Annotated in this window: 20 protein-coding genes; 5 read left to right on the top strand and 15 right to left on the bottom strand. The window is 32.7% G+C overall.

The annotated features are described in order from the left end of the window. Window positions 1–200: 200 nt before the first annotated feature. From V7719_RS15070 to V7719_RS15060, 3 genes are all read right to left on the bottom strand, one after another. Window positions 201–1,253, bottom strand: a complete 1,053-nt coding sequence (locus V7719_RS15070) for a helix-turn-helix domain-containing protein (protein WP_335730766.1) — start codon at window positions 1,251–1,253, stop codon at window positions 201–203. Window positions 1,254–1,276: 23 nt separating this feature from the next. Beyond that, window positions 1,277–2,398 (bottom strand): type 1 glutamine amidotransferase domain-containing protein, encoded by a 1,122-nt coding sequence (locus tag V7719_RS15065; protein WP_335730765.1) that lies wholly within the window; start codon window positions 2,396–2,398, stop codon window positions 1,277–1,279. Between the two features lie 173 nt (window positions 2,399–2,571). Beyond that, window positions 2,572–3,330, bottom strand: coding sequence for an SDR family NAD(P)-dependent oxidoreductase (locus tag V7719_RS15060; protein ID WP_335730764.1), 759 nt, complete (start codon window positions 3,328–3,330; stop codon window positions 2,572–2,574). Window positions 3,331–3,422: 92 nt separating this feature from the next. Here V7719_RS15060 and V7719_RS15055 point away from each other — a divergent pair, with 92 nt between their 5' ends. Further along, window positions 3,423–3,788, top strand: coding sequence for a winged helix-turn-helix transcriptional regulator (locus V7719_RS15055; protein WP_335730763.1), 366 nt, complete (start codon window positions 3,423–3,425; stop codon window positions 3,786–3,788). A gap of 139 nt (window positions 3,789–3,927) precedes the next feature. Here V7719_RS15055 and V7719_RS15050 read toward each other — a convergent pair whose 3' ends face one another. After that, on the bottom strand, window positions 3,928–4,683 hold the full coding sequence (locus V7719_RS15050) for a helix-turn-helix domain-containing protein (RefSeq protein WP_335730762.1): 756 nt from the start codon (window positions 4,681–4,683) through the stop codon (window positions 3,928–3,930). 166 nt (window positions 4,684–4,849) lie between these two features. Here V7719_RS15050 and V7719_RS15045 point away from each other — a divergent pair, with 166 nt between their 5' ends. Beyond that, a complete protein-coding gene (locus V7719_RS15045; protein WP_335730761.1) occupies window positions 4,850–5,317 on the top strand; it encodes a hypothetical protein in 468 nt (155 codons plus the stop codon). 25 nt (window positions 5,318–5,342) lie between these two features. Here V7719_RS15045 and V7719_RS15040 read toward each other — a convergent pair whose 3' ends face one another. Both V7719_RS15040 and V7719_RS15035 read right to left on the bottom strand, forming a co-directional pair. Then, entirely contained in the window at window positions 5,343–6,569 is a 1,227-nt protein-coding gene (locus tag V7719_RS15040; protein ID WP_335730760.1) for an alpha/beta hydrolase-fold protein, read from the bottom strand. Window positions 6,570–6,674: 105 nt separating this feature from the next. Then, window positions 6,675–6,851, bottom strand: coding sequence for a hypothetical protein (locus V7719_RS15035; protein WP_335730759.1), 177 nt, complete (start codon window positions 6,849–6,851; stop codon window positions 6,675–6,677). Window positions 6,852–7,047: 196 nt separating this feature from the next. Here V7719_RS15035 and V7719_RS15030 point away from each other — a divergent pair, with 196 nt between their 5' ends. Then, a complete protein-coding gene (locus V7719_RS15030; protein ID WP_335730758.1) occupies window positions 7,048–7,563 on the top strand; it encodes an Hcp family type VI secretion system effector in 516 nt (171 codons plus the stop codon). Window positions 7,564–7,637: 74 nt separating this feature from the next. On the opposite strand, the gene V7719_RS15025 is transcribed toward V7719_RS15030, so the two are convergent. The 7 genes from V7719_RS15025 to V7719_RS14995 form a co-directional block, all read right to left on the bottom strand. Next, window positions 7,638–8,438 (bottom strand): hypothetical protein, encoded by an 801-nt coding sequence (locus V7719_RS15025; protein WP_335730757.1) that lies wholly within the window; start codon window positions 8,436–8,438, stop codon window positions 7,638–7,640. A gap of 187 nt (window positions 8,439–8,625) precedes the next feature. Further along, window positions 8,626–8,925 carry a serine hydrolase gene (locus tag V7719_RS15020; protein WP_335730756.1) on the bottom strand — a complete coding sequence of 100 codons (300 nt, stop codon included), beginning with the start codon at window positions 8,923–8,925 and terminating at the stop codon, window positions 8,626–8,628. Window positions 8,926–9,089: 164 nt separating this feature from the next. Beyond that, on the bottom strand, window positions 9,090–12,647 hold the full coding sequence (locus tag V7719_RS15015) for an ABC transporter permease/M1 family aminopeptidase (protein ID WP_335730755.1): 3,558 nt from the start codon (window positions 12,645–12,647) through the stop codon (window positions 9,090–9,092). A gap of 3 nt (window positions 12,648–12,650) precedes the next feature. Next, complete coding sequence (locus V7719_RS15010) at window positions 12,651–13,538, bottom strand: ABC transporter ATP-binding protein (protein WP_335730754.1); 888 nt, start codon at window positions 13,536–13,538, stop codon at window positions 12,651–12,653. A 470-nt stretch (window positions 13,539–14,008) separates the two neighbouring features. Then, complete coding sequence (locus V7719_RS15005) at window positions 14,009–15,682, bottom strand: serine hydrolase domain-containing protein (RefSeq protein WP_335730753.1); 1,674 nt, start codon at window positions 15,680–15,682, stop codon at window positions 14,009–14,011. Window positions 15,683–16,358: 676 nt separating this feature from the next. After that, on the bottom strand, window positions 16,359–17,828 hold the full coding sequence (locus tag V7719_RS15000) for a serine hydrolase domain-containing protein (RefSeq protein WP_335730752.1): 1,470 nt from the start codon (window positions 17,826–17,828) through the stop codon (window positions 16,359–16,361). A gap of 141 nt (window positions 17,829–17,969) precedes the next feature. Beyond that, entirely contained in the window at window positions 17,970–19,604 is a 1,635-nt protein-coding gene (locus V7719_RS14995) for a serine hydrolase (RefSeq protein WP_335730751.1), read from the bottom strand. 337 nt (window positions 19,605–19,941) lie between these two features. Between V7719_RS14995 and V7719_RS14990 the strand changes: the two genes are divergently transcribed. Beyond that, complete coding sequence (locus V7719_RS14990) at window positions 19,942–21,063, top strand: sensor histidine kinase (RefSeq protein WP_335730750.1); 1,122 nt, start codon at window positions 19,942–19,944, stop codon at window positions 21,061–21,063. Further along, the gene (locus tag V7719_RS14985) at window positions 21,056–21,760 is read left to right on the top strand and encodes a LytR/AlgR family response regulator transcription factor (protein ID WP_335730749.1); all 705 of its coding nucleotides are present in this window, start codon (window positions 21,056–21,058) and stop codon (window positions 21,758–21,760) included. The genes V7719_RS14990 and V7719_RS14985 overlap by 8 nt, the downstream gene beginning before the upstream one ends. A 67-nt stretch (window positions 21,761–21,827) precedes the next feature. Here the strand turns inward: V7719_RS14985 and V7719_RS14980 are convergent, their stop codons facing one another. Together V7719_RS14980 and V7719_RS14975 are read right to left on the bottom strand one after the other, a co-directional pair. Continuing rightward, window positions 21,828–23,072 (bottom strand): DUF3999 family protein, encoded by a 1,245-nt coding sequence (locus V7719_RS14980; protein WP_335730748.1) that lies wholly within the window; start codon window positions 23,070–23,072, stop codon window positions 21,828–21,830. Next, the gene (locus tag V7719_RS14975; RefSeq protein ID WP_442969095.1) at window positions 23,056–25,365 is read right to left on the bottom strand and encodes a DUF2339 domain-containing protein; all 2,310 of its coding nucleotides are present in this window, start codon (window positions 25,363–25,365) and stop codon (window positions 23,056–23,058) included. The genes V7719_RS14980 and V7719_RS14975 overlap by 17 nt, the downstream gene beginning before the upstream one ends. Between the last annotated feature and the right edge of the window lie 250 nt (window positions 25,366–25,615).

Below are 25,615 nucleotides of genomic sequence, written 5' to 3'. Positions count from 1 at the left end.
CAATTAGAGCATTATTTAGATTATCACTGCACCAATCAATTTTAATTCGTACTTCAATTTATTGTTGAAATAGGATTTTGCTGTTATTTCACACACATAAGTCATAACTCATACACTTAACCTCATTCTTCAGTTTGCACTGGGTTACTATCTAGGACAAATGGCAATAAGAAGTAATTACCATGATTGATTTATGCGTATCATGAAAGGCTCTTTCTATAGGCTGATGGCGTGGTGCCTTCAAATTTCTTGAAAGCACTATTAAAAGAGGATAAACTACTAAAACCTGTATCAAAAGCAATTGAAGAAATCGTAAAGTGTTTAGAATTTGTATCTAACAACAGTTTTTTTGCCTCTTGAATGCGATAATAATTTATAAAATCATTAAAGTTTCGTTTGGCATATTGGTTGATGACCTCGGATGTCGTTTGCGTGGTTTTCCCTATTAATTTACTCACGCTAGAGAGCGATACATCAGCTTCAAGATATAATTTTTCGTTGATAACTAATTTAGATATTTGATTAAAAAGCGCTGTTTTATCGTTCAATTTAAAGACATCTCCATCAATATCTGTGACTTTAAGCTGAAACGCTTTATAGCTTAAAAAATAAATAGCAATAGAATATACAATTGGTCCAATAATATAAGGCACAGTCTCTTCAATAATATTAAAAAAATAGGTGATCCAAATAATAATAAAGCCAATAATAACAGCATGCAACCAATCAAATATGGCTTTTTGAGATTTCGTTTGTACGACGTCTTTGAACATTTTCTTTACCTTAAGTAATGTTCTGCCTGAACTAAAAATATAAAATGCAAGGTGTAAATAAATAAAGATAAGAACACTTCCGAAGAGAATGATGGCTTGTTTATTATTTGTGTCAAACCAATTTTTACTAATAAAAAAGCTCATTATAAAGACTACCAAAAAAGGGACTAACTCTAAGTAGTAACTGTTTTTCAACTTGAAATTAGGACGCGTCATTGCTAGAACATACCATCGTAATAACGGTCCTATGACTAATAAAAATGCCAAACCGGCAAAAATAAATATAGGCTCTAAATCATCACCAAAATTTAGCATCACCGATTTACCAATCCTAAAGGCCATAAAAACAAGAATTAACCCAAGTACATAATTGGCTAATGCTTTTTTCTTTTTGAAAAAACATAAATAGAGTGCAAATACAATCCCATGGAAAAGTCCGGCACTACTTACAATAATGAGAAGTATATCTAAAAAACTCAATTGACAATTTTCCTCAAATTTAGTTATAATTTTTTAGTATTGGATTCACAGGTCTTTGCAAATGACACCAAACCAATCATATCGAAAAAGCGTCCTATATCTCCTTGCATAGCAGCTATTATACTATGCGACGCGATGAATTCTCTAGCCATTGGCTTATTCTCTTGAGATACCATCGTTTCAATTAATGTCTTAGCTTTCTCTGATCCGTGATTTGCATAAACTTCCAATATTTTTACAGCATTTTCTTCTGCAGTAATTTGTCTATGCTTTGGCGTATATCCTAATTGGGTAATCATGGTTTCTGCTAATAGCCATGTAGACCAAGGATTTTGTCCGGTTACCAAGTTTTTATCATGGCTAACTTTCTCCAGATACATTGTGCCTTCATTAAATTGTGCGCCTTGAGCCGCCAATTTATCCTGTAAAAGAAAAGGAAATATTGATTCTGCATCAGAGATTAAAAGCAATTCTTCTTTATTTGTAAACCCACTTACTTTTTTGTTTTCAATAAGCGGACGTCCATTATCTAAAGTTACATTTACCAATGCCGCTGGTCCATGGCAAACTGCTCCGATAACTTTACCAGATTGGTAATAGTTACGAACTATTGATTGGATTGCTTTATTGTCTGGAAAATCGAACATGGCACCTTTTCCTCCAACAAAAAATACAGCTTGATAATCTTCTGCAACCACATCATTCATAGCAATTGTATGGCTTGTTTTATATTGTGCAATGGAATCGTTTAAAAACGCGTAATCGAATTTCCCCATGTCGTCGTCATCAATAACAACTGGCGGTTTACCTCCTAATGGGCTTGCAATATCTACATCAAAACCATTTGCCTTAAAAACATAATAGGCCCTTGATAATTCTGTTAATTCATATCCAGTACTTTTGCCACTGCTTCCCATAGTATTGCTACTGGTAACAACGGCTAATATTTTACCGCGGTTTGGGATAACATCCTCAAATAAATACGGAATATTCTCAATTGAACTTGTTTCTATTGATTTTAACCTTTCTTTCATTTCGTCTATGGGAAGTAAACTCACAAACCATAGTCCAAAAGAAATGAGCACCACAATTAAACTTACTAATGAAATTAATGTCCATTTAATAATAGGATATTTTTTAAGCATAACATTTGATATTTTGATTATTGGGCTAAATACGATCAAAATGCTGATATAAGCTGTCGGAATGATAATTTCGTCAGAGTAAAAATTATTTTGGTAGATTAACTTAAAAAGGGACAATGGTTTTTAAACTTTGTCCCTTAGAAAAAATAGTTCAGTGATATTACATCTTCCTTTTAAAGATTCACCACTCCTCCATCAGCAACAATTTCCTCACCTAGTAAAAAAGATGAATCATCTGATGCTAGAAATACGGCCACTCTTCCCATATCTTTAGGCTGTCCCAAACGCTTAACAGGAATTAAATCTGCGAATTGCTCTTTTGCTTGATCTGCTACTTCATCTGGCAATCCAAGTTTACCAAATAATGGCGTCTCAATCGTACCTGGACTTAATACATTTACACGAATATTTCTGTCTAATAAATCACGTGAGAATGTACGAGCAAACGACCTAACTCCTGCTTTGGCGGCACTATAAACAGTTAATCCATCAAAAGCCTTTTGTGTCGCTATTGATGCAATTAAAACAATAGAAGACCCATCCTTTAAATAAGGAAGTGCTTTTTGAACCGTAAAAAACACACTCTTTAAATTTAAATCTACCATTCTGGTATAATCCTCTTCAGAAGTATTAACAACAGAACCTAAAGTACCATTTCCAATTGCTCCACCTGCGTTTACAACAAGTATATCTAACTTTCCAAACTCGTTTTCTGTTCTTTTAAATATGTTTTCTAACGCTTCCGTTTTGGTTACGTCTGTTTGAATTCCAATAAAATTTGGACTTAATAACTCCGAAGAACTGTCCAAAGTTTTTTGGTTTCTACCTACAATAGTACCAACTGCGCCTTCTTTTTTAAATTCTTGGGCGATTCCCAATCCTATTCCGCTATTACCACCTGTAATAACAGCTACTTTGTTTTTTAATCTCATTTTTTATGAATTTTATAAATTATTGAATTGCAAATTTAATTTCATTATCTTCACCCTACAAAAAGTTATGTACATACAATAAAGTTCGTGTTATGATAAAAGCAAATTCTACAAATTTTGAAAATCAACAAATTTTGGAAATGTCGTGTGGTTTAAGTTATGCTGTGGAATTGCTTAAAGGACGATGGAAAGTTAATATTATTTGGAATTTATTACATGAGGTAAACAGATACGGCTTAATAAAAAGAAGCATTCCTGGTATTTCAGAGAAAATGCTAACACAACGATTAAAAGATTTAGAACAAGATGGATTAATAATAAGAAAGGACTTTAAAACGATTCCTCCACACGTTGAATACTATTTGAGCGAATCCGGTAAGGCGCTCGTTCCTGTTTTACATAAACTTTGTGAATGGGGAACAGCTGTAAGACCAAAAACCAGTTTGGTTGTTCGGTAAACATATTCCACACACATTACTCATGCACTTCTATTGTTTTGCGACATCGTGAATCTCACAAGTTCGGTTTACGCTTCCCTCCTTTTTACTGAGTGCTTGTTAATCTTTTATAAATTACTTTGATGGCGCTAAGTATGTTCTAAGTATGTTGCTGGAGATATTTGGAGGGACGAACCCCGTATGTTTTCAAAAAGCATCTAGAAAAGTAAGTTGGGCTGCTAAAGCCTGTTTTATCCGCTATTTGTGAAATACTACCACTTTGATTATGCAATAAAACCAAGGCTTTATGGAGTCTGAATTCTTTAATGAAGTTGTTGGGTGATTTTCCGGTCAAATTCATTAGTCTCCCATACAGTTGTGAATAACTATATCCCAATGCTTTACTGAAAGAAGTAACATTGAAGTCAGGCTTGACCCAACTTGATTCTACACAATCCATGACATCAGACAGGAATTTTTCTTCTTCAAGAGTTAAGGCCCGAATCAGTTGGTCGTCGATCTCAGCCTTCTCGTTCGCCTTTTCATACAAGCTTTTAACTTCGTCCGAAATAACCAACTGGTCTTTGACGATTTCACACATTCTGGTAGCTAATGTAATACCGACTTTGTTCAAATCTTTTGAAGCACTCAGGCCAATTTTCAAACGACGGCTAAAGGATTTATGTTTAGGAGTTACATATTTGAACTTATATTGAATCTTCAAAGCGCATTGGATGGCATCGCTAACCGATAGGTAGGACACCAGATAGTTATTATTGTCTTTCTTTTTAATATGCCCATTGAACTTCTTCAGCGTCTTTGAAACACTTGAATGAAACTTTTGAGTGAAGATGCTATATTGAGAAGCTTCCACCCTTGAAAGGAAATCACTAATCTCGATAACCATAATAACCATACCGCGCTATTTAATAACAAGTTAGTGATTTATTAGCAGTTTCTCGATCTGCCTTCCTGAAAATCAAGGCAGACAGACATTTACTTCTTACTCCTTAGTAGTATTAAACAGAAAGTAGTGAAGCTTCGCTTTTAACTCCCAATTTGTATATTTAACTTCATTTCAATTGAAATGTACTTATTTAGAGAAGAACCCGAAAGCGGCTAACTATATGTATTCAGAAATACAACAACTTAAAGATTTCTATACGACACATGGTGTTAACATCGTTCTTCTGAAGGAGCCTCACATTGGTTTTGGTTTGAAACCAGTACAGTTCACATTTAGAGGGAACCCTATCGTTATTCATATTAAAGATGATTACGAAGATTTAAAAGATCAAAATCCCTTATTAAATCTATTCCTTGTGCTTAATGAACTCTCATTTATTGATGAATCAACCGACTTTCTAAATTGGTGTTCTGAAAATGAAGTCAATGCCAGTTTAGAACCACTGAGACAATATTACAATGACCTATTAGTTTTCATCACAACCTTTAAAACCTATTTTGCAGATGACAGAATAGATTGTTTTATATCAGATTTAGATTTTCAACTTAATGCGGGAGCAGCTCAATATTTAAGATCTATTTAAGGCACTTTCAGCGAGCCTTTATCGACTAATGGCGCAATGCTTCAATTTTGCTTTTTAATTCGGGTTGATTTGAATCAATATCCATAGACTTCTCGTAAGCGATCAAAGCCTTTTTCGGTTGGTTTATTTCAACATAAACATCTCCTAAACCTTCATACAAAAGTTTGGAATTAGAGAATTTACTTATTCCATAATCGTAGAGAGATTTAGACTTCTCTGTATTTTTATGTTTTAAATAATATTTGGCATATCTATTTAACCAGAAATCTCTAGAAATAGTGCTTATATAGTCGTCAAACTCTTCCATGTAGAAATTAAAGCGCTCATAATTATCTTCAGTCATAGCATTAACAATTAAAAAATGCCTAGTCTCTTTATGAATCGCTATTGGAAGATTATATCGTTCGCCCCTTTTTTTATAATAGGCTCGCAATGCTTCTAATCCTCCATAATCGTCATAAGCTTTAAGACTTCTCAATCGGATTGGTTTATAATCGTCAAAATAATCGCTTAAGCCTTCATGAATGGTTTTTAGAGGTGTTGTATAATGATCTTCTCTATCAAAAACTTTAAACCGCCATGGCTTCTTCCCTTTTGCTTTGTTCTCAATTATAGATAAAAATAGAGTGTCTTTAGTAATCCAACCTTCTTCAGGTGCTGCTGAAACTAAAAGGAATTTATTAGACTTTATAGCATCACTTTTCAATTTTTTTAATGCATCCATCCTTTTATCTGTGGCATGTGATGGGCTTGCTAAAATGAAACCGCTAAAAAGATTATTTCTTTCAGTTAGGATTTCAAATCCTAATCCTCCGCCCATTTCCCAGCCAAAATACAAGCGTTCTTTTTCTTTTTTCGTCCTATAAACAGTATCAATATATGGTATTAACTCCGTTTCTAGAAAACTGATAAACTTATCAGATTCATCGAGAAATAATACTCTTCTCGTTCTTCTGTCTGTCTTAATACCTACAATAATAAATTCGGGTGACTTATCTCGGAAACGCAACATATTTTGATAGGCTATGCCATGCAGAAAATATTCTTGACCGTCTAAAACATAAAGTACCGGATATTCTTTTTCTGATGCTGCATAACTATCTGGAACATAAATTTGAATCCCTCTATCTTGATTTAAAATTGAAGATTTAATGGTATGATTAACACCTACTTTAATATCTGAATTCTCTACTTGTGCGACACATGTTATACTTATAAAACAATACAAGATAAAATTGATTAATTGCTTCATCTGTTTAGTTGATTAAATTGAATGCTAAAGTTCAAATGTAAAACCTTGAAACGCCAACGTATTACATTTGAACTTTTTTACCATTTTTTTAACTATAACTGAACATTATAGACTTAGTAAGTTATCTGTAAAATTCTCATCAGATCGTGTACCAAATGGATCTATAGCAATGTATTGAGGCAACTCATTTACAATAAATTTAAGTTCTGCTTCGTCTTTATTGAATTGATTATCTGTATAATACAATATTGAACTTTCATCTTTTACTTCCCTCCTACGCATCGACACGCTCAGTGTCCACATCAAGACAGAAGAAAAGCTTACTATAACATTAGCCCATAATCATTAAATCTATTTTATATTTTAGTAAAACATTATTAAAGTGATATTGATACTCATTTTAATGGTGCTTTTTCGAATACACTATTTTTTTGTATCTTATTGGTACTATTTATTAGAGTTCAAAACCAATAACACTATGAAAAACATTTCGATTTTAATATCCGTTATTATGATTTTGTTTTGTGTTGGTATGTCCTTCGCTCAAAGTGGTTTTCTGAAAATTGGTGATATCAAAGGCGAATCTACTGAAAGAGCTCATAAAGATTGGATTACAATAGAGCGTTTTAGTCAAGGAATCGCCCCACAACGGGCAACGACTGGTACATCAAGACGGCGAGGTATCGCTGTTTTTGAAGATTTGATTATTACTAAAAAATTAGATAAATCTACACCGAAATTAATGATAATGTGCGCTAAAGGAGAAGTTGTTCCTAAACTGGAATTGGATATGCTTGCTAGTGATGGTAGCTTGTATTACAAAGTGATTCTGAACAATGTCAAAATTAGTAGTATTAGTACAAGTTCAATATGTGACCCTGAATGTAAATTAGTCGATGAAATTTCTATTAGTTATTCTAAGATTACATGGGAATATTGGGATAGTGATGGTAATAAAACGGTTGCAACATACAACGTACAAGCAGGAAATTAGTAACAACAGTAGGCATTCGCATAAAAAAAGCCCAATTTAGCATTGGGCATTAATCATTTAATCTATTTTAGGTTTTAGTCTAGCTTAAAATCACCTTTCTTAAAACCATTATTAAAGGTAATGTCACTAAACGTATAAACACCAATAGGAACATATTCTCCTTTTTCATTAGGCATAAAACCTTGTCGAACCGTAGAAACTACAATGCCTTCTACTTCTACATAAGTTAAAATCATTTTTAGTATCGGTTTGTCAATTCCCCAATCTGGTAATGAAAAGTAGAATTGATCTACTAAATGTGTTTTAGGGTTGAAATACAAAATGTATTCATCATTTTTTTCCTTTTTAGTAATATTGGCATCATAAATTAAACTGACCTTATCATACGTAATATCACCTACTTTTTCCGAACCTAGATATTTGTAATTTGTACCTGGATCTTTTAATTTGTACATCATAGTAAACCAATAGAAATTTACTTTGCGTAAAAATATAGTTCCACCAAGAGCTTTTTCATCTGTTATTGCTTTTCCGTCTAAAGTTAACGCAGGTTTGCTATCTACATAGGATTGTAAAGCAATGCCTTTTACCCCAGGCATGACGTTTAAATCATGTTGTTCATAAGAGGCCCAAGAATGCTCACCATTAAAAATATGACGTTCTGTTGAAACATCTTTTCCTTTGTCAAAATTATCATATACATAATGAAATTGAACATCTTTTTTAGCTGCCAATGTTTTGTAACCACCAGTTACTGATTCCAAAGCCTCTAATAATTCTGCCGATTTAGCATCTGTGTTTTGAGCATCAGTTGAATGCACAAAGAACAGTGCAACTAACATACTGGCAAGAGTACTTTTAATTTGTGTTTTCACGTTTATTGGTTTTTAGGTTAATACTTATAATACTGATTAGTGAACAAGTCGCTATAAATTTACGAACTTACAGTAGACTATCATAAAATACTACACGCGTATATACTCATTTCAACGTTTGTTGTTAACAACAATGCAGCAGAACTTAGGAAAGTGAGGAATCGAACCTATTATCACTAATATATTGTTACTCCTCGTTATTATTAGTTGTATTGTTACTCCGTTCAATTTTTTTATCTAATTTTTTGAGTAACACATTCTGAAGTTCCTCTACAACTTTATGGGTATTAACATTTGATTGGTTAGCCAATACTGTTATTACATATTGATGTTTTGGAGAATACATGGTAATAGATTTAAAACCAGGAATAAATCCTGAATGACCCCAAAGTTCTTGATTACCGATATCCCATCTACTAACTCCTAGACCATATCCCGTATTTTTAGGAATATTAGGATCATTAACAGTGTTGAAATCAGTCATCATATTCCTAATATGAAGATTAAGAGTAAGACTGCATATAGAGCATATTTAAATGCACTTTTTACTAATTTCAGTACCTTTTTAAATATGTTCATTCCTTTTAATTTCGATTTATTAAATGTGGAGTACCTATCATAATATGATCATATCTTTACCATTGAAACATTCTATAATTGTATCAAATTATCAACAAAATTCTCATCAGATCGCGTTCCGAAAGGGTCAATAGAAATATAATTTGGTCGTTCCTTGACAATCAACGTAATCTCTGTCATTTCTTTATTGATTCGAGTCGATTCATAATACAGCATTGAACTATCATCTTTTACTGCTGATGGATGCGTTGTAAAGACTCCTATTTTAATAGGTTCATCAATTGAAATTTGTTTGATGTCTCCGCTGATTAAAGTTTCAAATCGTTTTGCTTTTACTTTTACTGTAACTTCAAATGTACCATTTGCCAATTCTTTGTAAGCACTCTCTTCTATTCCTAAATCATACGTGATTACTTTTTTAAACCAATCATCAATTAATGTATGATGCTCAATTGGAGTCGCATTATAAATTTCTTCCAATAATTCTATAGAATTTGCTTCTAACTTATTAATATTACGATGTCTGTCTGTAATCGTTTTTAATACTTGATTTACTTGTTTTTCACCAATTAAATCTCTTAAAGCCAACATAACGGTTAATGCTTTACCATAAGAAATATAGCCTTGTCCAAACACTTTATAAACAGGAGGTTCAATTTCTGCCGCAAAAGATCTGCCTGAATAATATCTCCTTCTAGCATTATCACTCAATTCATAAATAGCTCTTTTCCCATACATATTCTCCATGATTACAGCTTCCGTATATTTTGCAAAACCCTCTACAAACATAGAGCCACCTGCAACTGGTTTGGCAGACAATGTGTGTCCCCAATATTGATGAGCAACTTCATGTATGGTTCTTTTGGCTACTAAATTGAAGGTTGTTTCTTTACTAACATCTGCTAAATACAATCGGTCTTCGACCATACTAATTGTTCCAGGATGTGCAAATCCACCAAACGGCCAATGTGATGGAAGTTCTGCAATTCTAACATGGTCAAAAGCATAGGCTCCAAAGTTTTCTTGGCAGTAATCTAGCGTTTGTTTAGTACTGTTTTCAACCTCTGCTATATTAAAAGAGTGATTTGCATCATAATATTGCTCTATTGAAATCCCTTTATAGTCTACCTTTTTTGACTTGTATTCAGCTGAAAAATAAGCAATCATTGGTATTATTCTACCCTTAGTTTTATAATGATAAAAATTTCTATTATTCTCTGACCATTTTTTCACCAAGTTCCCTGAACTTAATGCTGTTTGATCCTTATCTGTAGAAACAATCGTTTCAAATCTTATTTTTTCGTTTTTAAAATCGTCCAATTCGATATGTGAGTCTGAACTAATCTCTTCTTCTCTTTTAGGTAAATTTCTTTTTTCACGCTCTGTTCTGCTAGTAATTTCTACTCCAGAATTATATCCCAAAATTGGCTCAAAATTTCTATGTGTAATATAAGTTCCGTTGTTTACAATAGCATTGTCTTCTTTATAGCCTTTCAATTCTTTTATCAATTCATAATTATAACTAACAGAATCATTTGGCTGTAAAGGTTTTTTAAATTGAAACAAATACGTTCCATAAAATACATCATACTTAATTAAACTCGCATGCTCTATTGTAATAGATTTTAATGGAATTCTTTCTGTGATAAACAGTTCTGACAAGGCTTGATCACTACTGTTTTTCAATACATAATTTGCCTTTATTGTATAACGTCTTTCCTGAGGAAAAATAGCGACTTCAGTTTTTCTTGATGCAGTTGATGGTCGTTCTAAACTTTCATGTGTTTTGAATTTTTTCTCATAATGTTCTCTAAAATCCATTTGATCATTCACGGTTTCATAATCAGAAACGATATTCACATTGTAAAATATCAAACTTCCAAAACCTATGAATAATACGGTTAAAAGTGTTGTCGTTAATTTCTGAATATTTGTCCAATTATAGATGAGTTGTTTTAGTTTCACTGAAAAACTCGCAACGGCTCCTCTATTCCATATTTTAAATGATAATACCGTTAATAACAGCCCAAAAGCCAACCAATACATTGCCAAATGATCATATAGTTTTGAACCACCGTAAAAACCATTCATATTTGTGTAGGACACTCTTGGCATAAAACCTAGGCTAGTTAAAGGATGTACTAATCCTAACACATCAGATTTCACGCATAACAGAGCAATCAATCCGAAAATTCCCATTCCCATATATTTATTTTTCGCCAAACTGTTTACAAATAGGGCTATCATAGAATATATAGCTAATTGTAATCCGTAATAATAGAACAAAGAGGCATACAGACTAAATTCGAAATTGGTGTAATTTAGACTTACCTGAAATAGCATACATAATAGAATTCCGGAAGTAATCAAAATCATTGGTAATGATAACAATGCCGCAAATTTGGAAACGAAGAATACCCAGTTTTTTACTGGAGTTGCATCTACAATTGTATTAAAATTCAAACTGCGTTCTCTCCAAACAATCTCTGAACTATAGAAAACGATTAATATCAAACTGAAGATGCTTAACGGATCAACTATTAAATCAATCAATTGATTCGTAAAAGGATATACGCTTACACCATATTCTCCACCACTTACAACCGTTGAATATAATTCTGAGAATACAATAAACAACCACATTAACAACACAGCAATAAAGGGTAAGCTTTTAAAAACACTTTTCAATTCTAGTTTTAAAAGAGAAAAGAATGCCATTTGTTGGGCTTTAAAATTGTGTAACGCCTTAATGGGTTGATATGCCAATGTTTGGATATCTTTCGTGATCTTTTTTGGTTCTTTCTTAACTCTTTTAGTGATTTTTCTAAAAGAGAACAATCTGTACGTCCCAAATAACATGCCGACAGAAACTAACACCCAAATAAGTCTGTTCAATAAAAACAACCCAGAAAAAGATAGTAATTGTGAATTCTTTTGAAAAGGCGTCCAATATTGTGTTTGCTCAAAAAACGCTGCAATTCCAAAAGGGTCTGCAAGGGCTGCAATGGCCATACTTTCTGGTGAAGCTGGAACCGCTTGTGCCAATAATGGTGAATTTAAAAATATGGAACTCACAAAATATAACATGTAAATAAATACGGCACTAACATACGTTGAAGTACTGTTTTTAGTAAGTGTACTTACAGAAAACACAATGGTTGCACAGACAAAAATATTTGGTAATACAATATATAGCCAGGGCTGTAAATAGGTTAGCAATTGGAAACCACTTATACGTTCTGGATCCAAATTTGAAAAATGGATTCCAAAAATATATCCAATTACAAAAGGTGAGAATGCCAAAACACTAAATATGAATGTGCCTAAAAAACGACTCCAGAAATAATGTGCTTTTTTTATGGAAGAGCTAAAAATCATGCCTTCCATATTATGTTGTTTATCCCTTAGCATTGCACTAATGGCAAAAAACATAATAATAAATACACTTCCTAAAGTAAAAAGACTTGTATAGAAGTAAACTTGATACACAGAGTTAAAATTAACGCCCTGAGGTGCAAACCCTTGTCTTCCAACAAATACGCCTAATGCTAAAAACAATATGGCAAATATTGGAAATGCACGTTGTTTTAGTTGATAAAAAATTTCAAAATTTAATAATTGCTTAAACATAGCTTAAGAGTTTTTAGATTGATTATTAAAAAGTGTAGCGAAATAAAAATCTTCTAAATTGGGTATGATTAATTCGAAAGCTTCTTCTGGTTTTTTTTCTGATAATACTCTAATTTGAGTTTTTCCAGACACCAATTTTATAGAGATAACATCAAAAGCTTTTTTATAAATTTCAATGTCTTTTTTAGGAATGATTTTAGTCCAAATCTTACCATCGATTGTTGCCACTAATTCTGTTGGATTTCCTTCCGAAATTATTTGTCCGTTAGAAAGTATAGCCATTTTAGGACATAAGTTTCTTACGTCTTCAACAATGTGTGTCGATAAGATGACAATGACATTCTCTCCTATTTCACTTAATAAGTTTAAAAAGCGATTGCTTTCTTCTGGATCCAAACCTGCTGTTGGCTCATCGACAATAATTATTTGTGGATTAGCCAATAGCGCTTGGGCTATTCCAAACCGTTGACGCATTCCGCCAGAAAACGTAAAGACAGATTTTTTTCTATGTTGATATAAATTGACTTGCTGTAACAATGCTGTTACTTGTTCCTTTCTATCTTTTTTATTTAATATTCCTTTTAAAACCGCCAAATGATTCAGTAATTTTTCCGCGGAAATCTTTGGGTATACACCAAACTCTTGAGGCAGGTATCCTAATTGTTTTCTAATATCATGTGGTTGATTGACCACATCTGTACCATTAAATGAAATGCTACCTGTTGAAGGCGCTTGTAAAGAAGCAATGGTTCTCATTAACGACGATTTCCCAGCACCATTTGCGCCTAATAAACCAAACATACCATTAGTGATTTCTAAATTGATGTCGTCTAATGCTTTTACGCCATTAGGATAAGTTTTACTTAGATTATTGATTTGTAATGTATTCATACCTGTTTGTTTTTTGATTGATGTATTTGTAGCGGCAATTTTTATCTAAAACGTCTTTTAGCGTTCCATTTAAAACTATTGGTATTGTTTAATTGACTTGTGATTTGATTGTTGCCTAATGTTCTCATGATTGTGATTTTAATATTAATTTGAGACAAACATAAAGTGAATGAACAGTGCTTTCTAATTAATATGATATATGGTGTTTTTCTACAGTCATACTTAGTAAAAAACAGTATCAATCGCGTTGGTCCAGAAAATGGTAGTGTTGGTACTAATTATGATGGAGTCTATCAAATTTCTTGTCTAGACAAGTAAAACCAGTGAATTTTGAAGTATAATCCAATGTTTTAAATTGTGGGTTTAGAACAATTATAAAAAACAAAAGCCCATTAGAAAAGGGCTTTTGGATGATTATATATCTTTTTTTAAAGGCTTGAGCAACGACTACCTTAGTTGATAGTAGTACTTCATCGTTTTACAAATTTTAAGTTTTTAACTCTAACCATTGACAATCTAAACATATCTCTAGTTTCATTAAACTCAAAGGTCATCCTTGAATTCCGGCTTAACAGATCCTTCATAACTTGTTTAACTGAACCAACAAAATTTCCATTAATATAAAGCATAATGCCTTTTTCTTCAGCTTTAAGGGTATAAACAACATCTAATTCAGCGCAATAGTAATCCCCTGAATAGGTGTCTAAATCTGATGCGCTATACGAGGTTAAAGGTGTATATGCAACGAACGTAGAAAGAGGCTCGTTTGGTAATTTCAAAGAAAACTCTTTAGGGTTTACTGTAGAATTAACCACTAATACAATTGGAACTTTAGGACCAATCATTTGAAATTTGTCATTAGATATCGGGAACATTTGTGTAGCTCTACCATTATCTCTTACATAATTGAGCGTGTCATTGAGCACTTCGAGTTTACGGCTTATTTTCTTATTCGAACTCCAATACTCCCCCTCAAAACCTTGAAGTTCTTCTTTGGTTAATGAAATTGGTTTTAAACTTACCTCTTCAGAATCGGAATTTATTGTTTCGGTGCTTTTCTCTTTTTTATATTCGTTTTCAAGAAAAAGATTTGCAACCTGATACGCCATCCGTGTAGGGTTTGCGCCTGCTCTATTCGCTAAAATGATGACTGAAAATTGAACTTCAGGGAACCGAATCATCTCTGCTGTAAATCCAACCATAGAACCGCTATGTTTAATGATTTTAAGCCCCTTATAAGTGGTTACATCCAAGCCAGAAGCGTAAGTTATTTTCTTTCCATTATTCAAAGTTCCGACTCGCGTCATTTTTCCCCAAAAGTTATTATTTAAAATTTCAGAACCATAAAACGAAGCATCCCATTTTGCAAGATCTTCTACGGTAGTAAATATACCACCATCACCAATCATATCTAATGTGGTCATACTTATAGAATATCCACCTTGTCTGTTTGGTCTGTATCCAGATGCCCGATTTTTCACAATTTGTTTATGATCGTTGTGGAAATGCGTATCATTCATTTCTAGTGGAATGAAAATATTTTCCTCAGCATATTCTGCCATTGTAACACCACTTACACTTTTAACAATTTCACTAAGAAGCCAATATCCCGAATTGCTATACAAATATTCATCTCCAGGATTAAAATTTAATTCTTCTTGGTTCGTTAACCATTTTTTCACTATTTGGTCAGTATAAAAATCTTCACTTCCTAAACCAGAAAGTCGTGCTAGTATAGGATAATCTCTAATTCCACTAGTATGGTTTAATAAGTGTTGGATGGTAATATCATTCGCATAAGCTGGGAAGTCGGGAAAGAACTTTATCAGTTTATCTTCTAGCGATAACTTTCCTTGTTGAGATAAAAGGATAACACAAGCAGCAGTAAATTGTTTAGATGTCGATCCAATTCTATAAACGGTTTGAGATTCATTAGGGATGTTATAATCCAAGTTTGCCGATCCATACCCTTTAGCAAAAATCAATTTTCCTTCTTTTATTATTCCCACGGTTCCTCCTGGAGAATCTGGAGAATCCCATCTAGAAAATATAGCATCAATACTTGCTTGTTGTGGAATTGACTTCTGAGCTTTAACAGAGAAAATGTTAATTGCAATCATTAGAATTACTAATATCTGTTTCATCTTGTTTATTATTAAATAGTTTATTAATGTTACTTATTATTTCGAATAGCATTATTGCCAACGTTTTTATATAACGAAAGTGGCGGCTATGGCTAGCGTTGAATAGATTAAATTTACCCAGCAAATGCTGGCAGCGTAGCTTACGAATCAGCAGTCTCGACAATGCCGTTTTTTGATTGATGAATTTCTTAGCAGTAGTTTTTTATCTAAAACGTCTTTTTGAGTTCCATTTAAAACTATTGGTATTGTTTAATTTACTTGTGATTTGATTGTTGCTTAATGTTCTCATGATTGTGATTTTAATATTAATTTGAGACAAACATAAAGTGGATGAACAGTGATTTCTAATTAATATGATATATGGTGTTTTTCTAAAGTCATACTTAGTAAAAAACAGTATCAATCACGTTGGTCCAGATAATGGTAGTGTTGGGACTAATTATGATAGAGTCTATCAACTTTCTAGTCTAGACAAGTAAAATCAGTGAATTTTGAAGTATAATCCAATGTTTGAAAACAAAAAAAAGGACGTAACCATTTCATTTTTGGAAATGTTACGTCCTTAAGTTCTTATTTTGGGAGGAGGCAAACGTGCGGGAGATTCGCAAGGATTACCAGAGAATTTATTAAGCGACTGCGCAATGAACTATGTGCATTATTGGCATTAGTTGTTTTTCTAGTTCTTAATTAATTCTGTTAGTTTTTTCTGTGAATCTTTATAGCCTAATTCAATTGCTTTTTGATAACTCTTTATGGCGTCCTCTTTTAGATTATTTACCTTATATCCATCACCTAAAGAGTCCCAAAGATTACCATCTTTAGGGTACATTTCAACATTAAGTTTAAATAATTCTAAAGCCCAATCCAAATTTTCATTTAACCTTCCTATTAAGAGATTCCCCATTGAATTTAAAAGCCTAGAGTCTGTTATGTCATCAGCATAATTTTCTTGAAGCAATGTAAGGAGTGCATTCGATTTATCTGTTGAATGTTGTTTTATGTAATCCATTGCAAAGGAGTATACATTGTTTATAATTGGTTCTGGAACATAGCTTTCGTCCAAAATTATTTTTGCAACAACATAAGCAATACCTTCTACCTTGGCGCTATTTGCATTTGTAGCATATGTAATATAGATATCTTCTTTTGGGTACCAAATTAAAGTATGCATATATGTCCCATTAGAACCATTATGTGAAATCCTTTTAACATTGTTTTCAATTATTTTAACTCCCCAGCCATAGCCATAACTAGACGTGCTTTTAGGAGACGAAGTATAGGGATAGGGCGTGCTTAATTTTTTAAATGATTCTGGTGTCAATATTATATTTGTTTTTAAAGCTTTGTACCAAAGCAACATATCATTTTGAGTCGAGTTAATTCCACCATTACCTTTTAAGTGCCAATTGATATCACCATCTTCTTGATAACGTGTAATTGTTGACTCGGTTTCTATTATATTTCTGTTGTAACCATGAGACATCTGTTTTGCATTCCATTTTGGCAAAAGATATCCTGTTTGAAACATCCCTGCTGGAGTAAAAAGATGTTCGTTAACGAAAGCTTCATACGATTGACCAGAGGTTAATTCTATGATTCGTCCTAATGTGCTATATCCCGTATTAGAATACGAATATTTTTCTCCGGGCATAGATAGTAATGTACTCGCGAAAAGTTGTTCAAAAAAATCCTTTTGTGAGATTTCTGTAAAGTCACGTCCTATAGAATCTAAAAAACCAGCAGTATGTGTTAATAATTGATGTATAGTGATGCTTTGTTTGTCTAGTGGTAGGTTTTTGAAAAAGGTACTTAATGGATCATTTAGTTTTAGTTTTCCTAATTCAACTAGTTTTAAAATAGCTGTTGCTGTAAACTGTTTGGTGTTAGAACCAATATCAAAAATAGTGTTTGGGTTATTAAGAGTTCTAGTATCCTTATTGGCCTCTCCATAACCTTTATTAATAATGATTTCTCCATTTTTCACAACAGAGATGGCTCCAGAAAAGCCATTTTTAGAACCAGCGGTTAAGTAAGTGTCTATTTTAGAAAAAAGAGCTGTTGACTGTTTTTTTTCTTGAGCACTTAAATTGAATGTTCCTAATTGTATTATTGTAATTACTGAAAATAAAAAGATTGTTTTCTTCATGATTGATTTATGATTTTGTGTTTAGACGAATAGAAATCAATATGGGTTACACTGTTTTCAAAATTATAGTAATTATTGACATTCGTTATTCACTTTAAAATTGATGCGTTTAATTTCCCAAAAATTTTAAGCCTTTATTGGCTATAGCTTTGCTTGATCTATTGGGCTTGTTTTTAAAGGTACTCTAGTAAAAAGAATAGGATCCAATCTTCGTTCTATGGCTACTTCTAAGCCAGTAATCGTGCCTTCGAAATCCGTAATAAATTTGATGCTATTGTCTTTATCTTTTGTTTCGACTTTATTCTCAACAACATAATAAGATTCAAATACGCTAGGATGAACAGGATTTAGCCACAGCGTTTTTAAAGGGAATTCAGCAAACAAAGAATCGTTTTTCACAATCACTTTAAATGTTCCATAACCTTTATGTGTGTAGTTTCCTGTATATTGGTCTATAGCATGAACGGGCTTAATAGATTCGATAGTTTTGGCTTCTTGTACTTTTGTTTGCTGCTCAACAAGCTTTTCTAATCGTGCCATCCAGTCTTCTGTTTCAGGAGCATCTAATAATATATCTGAAACCATATTTCTGACAGTTTGAGGGAGTCCCGATTGGTTTTGATTTGTTAATATCACAATTCCCAAATCGTCAGTAGGAAACAATGCAATCTCAGCCGTAAAGCCATCAATACCACCACCATGAGCTGCACGATAATGTCCTTTATAAGACTTTACAAACCATCCGTAGCCATAATTATTCATAAACGTACTTGGATCGGTATCTCTAGGAAATTTCCCCGTAATAATCATTTGTGAACTCATAGCCGCTTTAACATATGCGTTTGGTAATACTTGATTTCCATTGTATTGTCCGTTATTCAACCAAGCCATCATCCATTTAGATATATCAGTAATTGAACTGTTTATACTTCCTGCCGCCTCCATAGCAGCGATGTCATAGTAATCGACCTTTGCATTTATACCATCATCAAAATAATAGCCAATCGCCGATTGTGGATTCTTCTTTAATGCATCGAGATTTGTATTTGAATTTGTCATTTCTAGTGGCTTAAAGAACTTCTGTTCAATATTTTGCCTCCAACATTGTTCGGTTAAACGTTCAACAATAACGCCTTGAACAAAATACATAAAGTTATTGTAGACCCATTTGTTTCTTACAGGTGCTATAGGTTCTTGAAATGCTATTCGAGTCAATAATTCTTCCTTTGAATCGTGTCCAAAGCTTCTCCATGAACCATCATGACGTGGCAATCCTGTACGGTGTGTCATTAAATCTTTAATAGTTATTTGTTCATCCATTTCCGAATTAAAAAATTGTAATTCAGGAATGTATAATCTTGGAGATTCGTCTAAATCTATTTTTCCTTCGTCTTCCAAAATTCCAATTAGCGAAGCTGTAAACGCTTTGGTAGTAGAACCAATAGCAAATAACGTATTTGGAGTAACTGGCAACTTATTTTCAAGGTCCCTATAACCGAATCCCTTAGCATATATAATGTCGTTACCTTTTACAATGGCAATAGCAAATCCAGCTGCTTTACTTTTTTCTATAACAGTATTAAGCTCTTTATCTATCGCTTCTATTTTTTCTAGAATTGAAGTATTCTTGTTTTGTGCTGTTACGTTAACTAAGCATAACATTAGTAGCGTGATCATACTAATTTTTCTCATGACCATATTTATATTAATTCCCCCTAATACCTTTACGCCGTTAGGATGAGCTTTACTTAGATTGTTGATTTTCAAAGTATTCATACTTGTTTGTTTTTGATTGATGTCTTTCTAGGGGCGATTTTTTATCTAAAACGTCTTTTAGCATTCCATTTAAAACTATTGGTATTGTTTAATTTACTCGTGATTTGATTATTGCTTAAAGTTCTCATGATTTTGATTTTAGTATTAATTTGAGACAAACATAAAGTGATTGAATAGTGCTTTCAAATTAATATGATATAAGGTATTTTTATAAAGTCATACTTAGTAAAAAACAGTATCAATCGCGTTGGTCCAGAAAATGGTTGTGTTGGTACTAATTATGTTAGCGTGTATCAATTTTCTTGTTAAGACAGTTTAACATACTTACTTTTGAGCTATGATTAAGTTATTAAAGAAATACAAAGCCTTTATAATTGGGTTCATTATTATTATACCAATATTCTATTTGCTAGATTATTTTGGTTTTATTATTCTGCCAAAAGAAAGGTCATTAGAGATCATTATTTACGCCATCTTTTGGGGAATTGTAATTGCATTGCCAGTTCATCATTTTAAAAAGAACAAGAAAACAGTAATTAAAGTACTTAGTTTATTTGTTCTCTTTTTTATTGCTTTTATTATCGATGGTTACATGAAAATGCCCGACAACCCTATTACATTCATTCTTTTAATGGGGTTTTGGGTTGGTTTTGCTTATGTATTAGTTCCCACATTTATCAAAAAATACTGGAAATTAATTACATTCATTTATGTGCCATTATTTCTTTACTTCATCTATTTAAGACTCTTTTCAGGTGATTTGGAAGCCTATCTAAAGATTAAAGAAGATTTACCTTTTTTCATATTCTTAATACCCATTCCAATCTTGTTTCTTGTTTGGATTTTTGAGCAATGGAAATGGGTTCAAAATTTAAAAGCTGAAAAAGCTAAAACTGAATTATCTTTACTGAGAGCACAAATAAATCCTCATTTTTTCTTTAATACGTTAAATAACTTATATGCCTTAACAATTAAAAACTCTGAACAAGCGCCAGATGTGATTTTAAAATTATCAGACATGATGCGTTATACCATTTACGAAGGAGAAAAAGAAACGGTTAAGCTTATCGATGAAATTGACTATTTAAACAACTATATAGAATTACACAAAATTCGGTACAAAAAATCTGTAGAGATTACTTTCAATCATACGATTGATGCTAATACAACTATAGCGCCTTTATTATTTATCATTCTATTAGAGAATGCTTTTAAACATGGTATAGAAACGCTTACCGAAAACGCTTTTATTCATATCAATTTATATGAGGATGCAGATTATATCCATTTTGATATTGAGAATAACTTTGATCCTAATGAGGTAAATGAATCAAAAGGAATTGGATTGCAAAATCTTAAAAGAAGACTATCTTTATTGTACAATCAAAAACATGAGTTAATTGTTGACAAAATGAGTAACATCTATAAAACAACTTTAAAAATTTCAAAACATGCTTAAGTACATAATTATTGATGACGAACCATTAGCACATGACATTATAGAAGAATTTTGTAGTATGTTACCACATGTACAATTGGAAAAAAATTGTTACAATGCCATGGAAGCCATGCAGTATTTAAATGAAAATACTATAGATTTTATGTTCCTAGACATAAACATGCCCAAATTAAGAGGATTAGACTTTTTAAAAACCTTAACTAAACCACCTAAAACTATTATTACAACAGCTTATAAAGAACATGCTCTAGAAGGGTTTGAATTGAATGTTATAGATTATATTTTAAAACCTTTTAGTTTTGACCGCTTGGTAAAAGCTGTAAATAAAGTATCCGATACACAAGCACCAAAAACCATTATTAAAGAAGTTTCTAATGCTAACGAGCCACCTACTCGATTCTTTGTTAAAGGTGATAAAAAACACCACCAAATTGATTTAAATGACTTGTTATATATTGAAGCTTACGGAAACTACACTAAACTTTTTTTGAATGACGAAATGCTTGTCAGTCATGAAAAAATATCTCATTATGAAGACATGTTAAGTCCTTCTAATTTTATAAGAATTCACAAATCATTCATTGTCGCTATAGACAAAATAAAATTCATAGAAGGCAATCGTGTTTTAATCAACGAGCATAAAATCCCTATTGGTCAAACCTACAAAAATAGCGTTAATAAGCTATATAACAGTTAATTGTTGTTTTACACACAACACTTCCTTCTTACACTACCTCTGGTTCAGTGACTCCATCGTCACATAATTAGTCCTCTTTATTACTATTAAGGTCCTTTATTAAGTTATAGGTAAAATACGAAATTATAAGCGCCGCAAAACCAATGCAGCACCACATAAACCAAGGTTGTTGCCAAAAAGACGTTGCGTTTTTTGCTGTTTTTACATCTTTCACATAAGTTACAGAACTTATTTTAGCAATAGGTAAGGCCGTTTTTAAAGGTTTTGTGACCTCGGAAATATCATAGTCAGGAAAGCTTAATTCTTCATTACCTGCTGTAACTTTATAGGATTCTTGTCCTTTTAAAGATGCTACCAAATAAACAGGCTCCTGCAAAAAATGAATCCCCTTAATTTGCAATTTGGGATTGTCCTTATTGTCAATTTCTAAATACACCTCTTTTTCTATACAGGTCGGTATATCAAAAACCAGATCTTTATCTGAACGTATAGAAAACGTCGTTAACACCTGTCGATAAGATTCCATCGTGCGTTTCACTTCTCGTTCTCGTATGGCATACAATGTGGCCTTCCGACTATAAAGATCAGGACCAGTAATATCTATTCGAATCTGATTGCTGACTTCCTGTCTTTCAAAACTAACATGGATTTGTGTGATCTGATCCTTTTCAAGAAATTCGATAGCGCTTACTGGAATTTTTTCCATAGGTATAGGTACTATGGTGACGGTTTCTGCAGTAGCTTCACCTACTTTTAAGAGGTTTAGAGGCAATGAATTGCGGTCATCAAAAACAACTTTAAGGTATTGGTAAGCACATAATGGAAAATTAATCACCTTATAAACACTGGTTTGTTTAGGATGACTTAATTGATGTAGTTGTCCCCTATTGACAATACCAAACCATTGCTTTTGATCATTACTCCCTTCCAATCGATAGCTTTTGCTCCCTTGATAATTAGCAATTAATAGCACTGCTTGTTCAATGGTCTCATTAGGGTTTTTAAATATATAGGTGGCACTTGTATCTGCTATTCTTGTATTTGAAATAACGGGGAATTCCGTAAAATCAGAAACTTTAGTTCTTTTATATACAGTGGCAGGCTGAAGGAAATAAGGTACTTGATTCCCTTTAGTATCCCAAATTCTTAAGTCACGTAAATCTGTTGTTGCGTAAGAACGTAGGCTATGCGAAATAGGAATACGATACAAACCATCTTCTTCCACAGAATGTATCTCGCCTTCGACGGCATGATCTTGGCCAAAAGCCATAGCTGCACAAAGCATTATGAATAACTTAATCGATTTTTTCATTCTTGGTCTTTTTGTCTTCGTCAATTACTAATACTTTTATTTTTTGGTATATAAACGAAATAATTAAAATGAGGATACCTAAAAGAATAAACGCAATAATTTTTCCTGTTTCGGAAACATTACTAATGTCGTACACAAATAGTTTAAGAATCGTAAGCCCCAACAAGGACAGTGCAATGATTCGCAATTGTTTTATTTGTTTTTTTATACCCCAAAGTAACAATACAAAGGCTAAGATTCCCCATAAAACTGGAAGTCCGGTTTTTATTATTTTATATCTCGCTGAGGAGATCATCTCATATTTGTTGCTTAACTGCAATTGATCTAACGAAAAATTCATCATATGAAGCCCTTGTAATATCACTTCGGTACTCGCTAAGACGACCAATACAAAAACAGCACTCCATAGCGCTAGTTTATCGTTAAAGACTGAAAACACCTTTTGTCTTTTATTGCTATTATACACCAAATACCAGAAATATAAAATAATGACTAAGGACAGCATATGCAGATAATAAGCGATTTGGTTATTCGTAGCATTTACTATATTTTCTTGAAATTCTGAAAAAGGAATTCTGGTAAAAATAAATGCAAATACCACAATGTTTATAATAGCCAGGACAGTCATTATTTTATCATTACCTGCAGTTTTGTTTCTATATAATATGAAACATAAGACCGCTGTAAAGAGTAAATGATATTGCACTGAGATGGCCAAGAACCCATTAAATTCAAAATAGTGGTGTGATTGATACAGCACTTCAAAAAGTCCCACAAAATAACCTGTAATTATGGCAAGGACACGTGTTAGGTTTCTATAGTGTATTGGATTGAACTGTAAACCGAATTTAGACAATTTTTCAGAATCGCGGCGCAATAGATAGTTAACGCCAACAAGTGAGGCGACTACTAAAATTCCTGCAATAAAAATAGGATTGATTACTATTGATAAGTCTGTGTTCGTAAAATAGACAAGCCAATCAAGCAGTAAACTTCCAAGCATCAAAAATTGCACAACAACGGCTGCAAAGCGATAACTTTTTATTTGTGATTTTTGTGCTAACCACATCAACATGACCGCTTCTATTGCCCAGAAAATAGTAATGTTATTTCCTGAAAACTGAACAGGAATAGCCAATGTAATAAAAGTTAAGCTTAAACCAATTAATACATAAATACCTCTTTTATCCAAACCAAATTTCTTGTATAATAGCAGAGAATACCCCATATTTAGTATTGCTAAAAAGGTTGTAAAAAGTCCGATGAATTCAGGTTTAAAATCAGATAAAACTAGCATGCCAATTCCATAAAACACAAAGTTGTTGATCGTAAGCATTGCGAGCTGTATTTTCGAGAAGTTGCCTTTGGAACGTAGATTGTTTATGATATTAGTAATTATAAAAATTAAGTAAAATACAAACGCAAAGATTAAGGCTCCCAAGTAATGAGGCGTACCACTATTCATATCACTAATCACCCAAGTCCCAAACAATAAGATGGTAAATACAAAAGCGAGAATATGTAGCAATTGCCATTTTTTAAAATAGGCCAGCACCAATATACCGATATCTAAAATCGCGATATAAGTAAACAGTACAACATAGTTTCCACTGCCAGTACTTACCATAAATGGCACTAAAAATCCACCAATGAGCGATAGTATGGCGAGTTCCATACGATTATAGGATATGGAAATCAAACAGCTGAAAGCAGTTATCACCACCATGATGGCAAATGCTACTTCCTGTCCAAATAGTTTGTACTCGTGAAAAGCGATGGCAATAGTGAAATAATAAATAGCAATAGCTCCAGCAACAAGAACGGAACTGAATGGTGCATATTTTTGGCGCAATTTATGAGCTATAAATAGTACTAAGCTACCTGCTAAAATACCAATACCTACACGAGCAGGTTCATTGATCCAGTTTTTATCTATTGCAAATTTTACAAAATAACTAATCCCCAAAACCAAAATGAGAATACCAATTTTGTTGATTAGGTTTTCCCCAATAAATTTTTCGAGATCAGGGTTTCGTTGTTTAAATCGTTCCCAAATTGAAGGCGTTGGTTGATGCACCACCTTTTTTGTGGGTGCTGCTGTCATAACAGTTTTTGTAGAAGCAGCAGCTTTAACCGTTTCAACTAGTTTTTCTTCTTTAGTATCTAGTACAATTGGTGGAGTTACAATTAATTGTTTTTTTTGTTGGTAATAATTGTAATCCTTTAATATGGTACTTATAAATTCTAAATTTGATTTTTCTTTGACTTCATTTACCTCTAATACCTCAATCATTTTATCACGAAGTTTTATCAAAGTGTTGTAATCGTTGGAGGTTTTAGCAGTTCTTAATATCTTTTTAATGATACTTACATCTTTATCAGACAATTTAATGGCGTTAGAATAGGTTGGTGTATAATCTTCTTCCAACTCTTCCCGAATAATAGATGGTGCCTGTATAGGGACTTCTGAAAGAGGCTCAACTGTTTTTATAATAACATCCTTAACACTTTCCTTTTCAACAGTTCTGGCAGCCGTTCTTTGT

The sequence above is a fragment of the Psychroserpens sp. genome (genome assembly GCF_036960315.1).
Taxonomy (GTDB): Bacteria; Bacteroidota; Bacteroidia; order Flavobacteriales; family Flavobacteriaceae; genus Psychroserpens.
This window is presented reverse-complemented; position numbering and strand designations above follow the sequence as displayed.

Excerpts from the sequence above, each read along its gene's own strand:
- V7719_RS15065 (WP_335730765.1), bottom strand. The coding sequence starts at position 2,398 with ATGCTTAAAAAATATCCTATTATTAAATGGACATTAATTTCATTAGTA.
- V7719_RS15060 (WP_335730764.1), bottom strand. The coding sequence starts at position 3,330 with ATGAGATTAAAAAACAAAGTAGCTGTTATTACAGGTGGTAATAGCGGA.
- V7719_RS15055 (WP_335730763.1), top strand. The coding sequence starts at position 3,423 with ATGATAAAAGCAAATTCTACAAATTTTGAAAATCAACAAATTTTGGAA.
- V7719_RS15050 (WP_335730762.1), bottom strand. The coding sequence starts at position 4,683 with ATGGTTATTATGGTTATCGAGATTAGTGATTTCCTTTCAAGGGTGGAA.
- V7719_RS15040 (WP_335730760.1), bottom strand. The coding sequence starts at position 6,569 with ATGAAGCAATTAATCAATTTTATCTTGTATTGTTTTATAAGTATAACA.
- V7719_RS15035 (WP_335730759.1), bottom strand. The coding sequence starts at position 6,851 with ATGCGTAGGAGGGAAGTAAAAGATGAAAGTTCAATATTGTATTATACA.
- V7719_RS15030 (WP_335730758.1), top strand. The coding sequence starts at position 7,048 with ATGAAAAACATTTCGATTTTAATATCCGTTATTATGATTTTGTTTTGT.
- V7719_RS15020 (WP_335730756.1), bottom strand. The coding sequence starts at position 8,925 with ATGATGACTGATTTCAACACTGTTAATGATCCTAATATTCCTAAAAAT.
- V7719_RS15015 (WP_335730755.1), bottom strand. The coding sequence starts at position 12,647 with ATGTTTAAGCAATTATTAAATTTTGAAATTTTTTATCAACTAAAACAA.
- V7719_RS15010 (WP_335730754.1), bottom strand. The coding sequence starts at position 13,538 with ATGAATACATTACAAATCAATAATCTAAGTAAAACTTATCCTAATGGC.
- V7719_RS15005 (WP_335730753.1), bottom strand. The coding sequence starts at position 15,682 with ATGAAACAGATATTAGTAATTCTAATGATTGCAATTAACATTTTCTCT.
- V7719_RS15000 (WP_335730752.1), bottom strand. The coding sequence starts at position 17,828 with ATGAAGAAAACAATCTTTTTATTTTCAGTAATTACAATAATACAATTA.
- V7719_RS14995 (WP_335730751.1), bottom strand. The coding sequence starts at position 19,604 with ATGAATACTTTGAAAATCAACAATCTAAGTAAAGCTCATCCTAACGGC.
- V7719_RS14990 (WP_335730750.1), top strand. The coding sequence starts at position 19,942 with ATGATTAAGTTATTAAAGAAATACAAAGCCTTTATAATTGGGTTCATT.
- V7719_RS14985 (WP_335730749.1), top strand. The coding sequence starts at position 21,056 with ATGCTTAAGTACATAATTATTGATGACGAACCATTAGCACATGACATT.
- V7719_RS14980 (WP_335730748.1), bottom strand. The coding sequence starts at position 23,072 with ATGAAAAAATCGATTAAGTTATTCATAATGCTTTGTGCAGCTATGGCT.
- V7719_RS14975 (WP_442969095.1), bottom strand. The coding sequence starts at position 25,365 with ATGATTGAGGTATTAGAGGTAAATGAAGTCAAAGAAAAATCAAATTTA.